Source organism: Streptosporangium sp. NPDC049376 (genome assembly GCF_044466505.1).
Lineage (GTDB): Bacteria > Actinomycetota > Actinomycetes > Streptosporangiales > Streptosporangiaceae > Streptosporangium.
In genome coordinates this window covers 1-1,126 of record NZ_JBITMT010000062.1, presented here as the reverse complement: position 1 = coordinate 1,126, position 1,126 = coordinate 1, and the positions used below count along the sequence as shown (strand labels likewise).

1 pseudogene is annotated in these 1,126 nt (G+C 68.1%); it reads left to right on the top strand.

The features are described 5' to 3' along the window. The first annotated feature begins 72 nt into the window (after positions 1–72). Positions 73–1,103: pseudogene (locus ACIBVQ_RS40575) on the top strand (IS5 family transposase). Positions 1,104–1,126: the final 23 nt, after the last annotated feature.

Genomic DNA, 1,126 nt, shown 5'->3' with positions numbered 1-1,126 from the left:
CTAGGAGCTGTTCGGGGTTCGGATCTCGGTGGGGCCGGAGAGCGGGCTGGCTGTGGCTGGTAGAACTCGGACGTGGCGCGTTTTGATGTGACGGATACCGAGTGGGCGTTGATCGAGCCGTATCTGCCGGTGGCGGCTACCGGGCCGTTGCCGCGGCGGGTACGGGATCAGTTCAACGGGATCCTGTGGCGCTTCCGTACTGGTTCGGGCTGGCGTGATGTGCCGGAACGGTATGGGTCTTGGTCCACGCTGTATTCCCGGTTCAACGGCTGGGCCAAGGCCGGGGTGTTCCAGGACTTGATGGAGGCGCTGATCGCTGAGGCCGCTTCGCGGGGGCAGGTCGGGCTGGAGCTGGTCAGTGTGGACTCCACGATCGTGCGGGCGCATCAGGAATCGGCCGGGCTGGCGGTGGCCGGGGAGACGCTGGATGCGCTGGAGCAGGCGCTGACGGAGGAAAAGGGGGCTCCACTTGCGGAGCAGCCGCCGGTGCTGCGGGTGATGCGCCGCAGGTCAGCCTCGGTGCGGACAACGCCGATGATGCGGACGCGTCGCCGGGTGGGGATCGTGCCGCCGCCCGGCGACGCCGCAGGGCCCGCGCTGCGGTTGCCGGGCTCGGCCGATCCCGAGGCGGGCTGAGCAGCAAGATCCATGCCGCGGTGGACGCCGCCGGGCTGCCGCTGGCCTTCGTGCTCACGCCCGGCCAGGCCGCCGACTGCCCACGCTTCGTCACCGTCCTGAACAAGATCCGTGTTCCCGGCCGGGTCGGGCGGCCGCGTACCCGCCCTGCCGCGGTGGCGGCGGACAAGGCGTACTCCTCCAAGGCCAACCGTGCTCATCTGCGCCGCCGCCGGATCAGGGCGGTCATTCCGGAAAAGATCGATCAGCAGGCCAACCGTAAGAAGAAGGGGTCGGCAGGCGGGCGGCCCGTGCTCTTTGATTCGCAGCGCTACCGGCAGCGCAACACCGTTGAGCGCTGTTTCCAGAAGATCAAGGCCTGGCGCGGTCTGGCCACCCGCTACGACAAGGCCCCGGAAAGCTACGAGGCCGGGCTCTACCTCCGAGGCTCGATCATGTGGCTGAAGCTCCTTACCTCAACCACATGATCCGAACTCTAAACAGCTCCTAG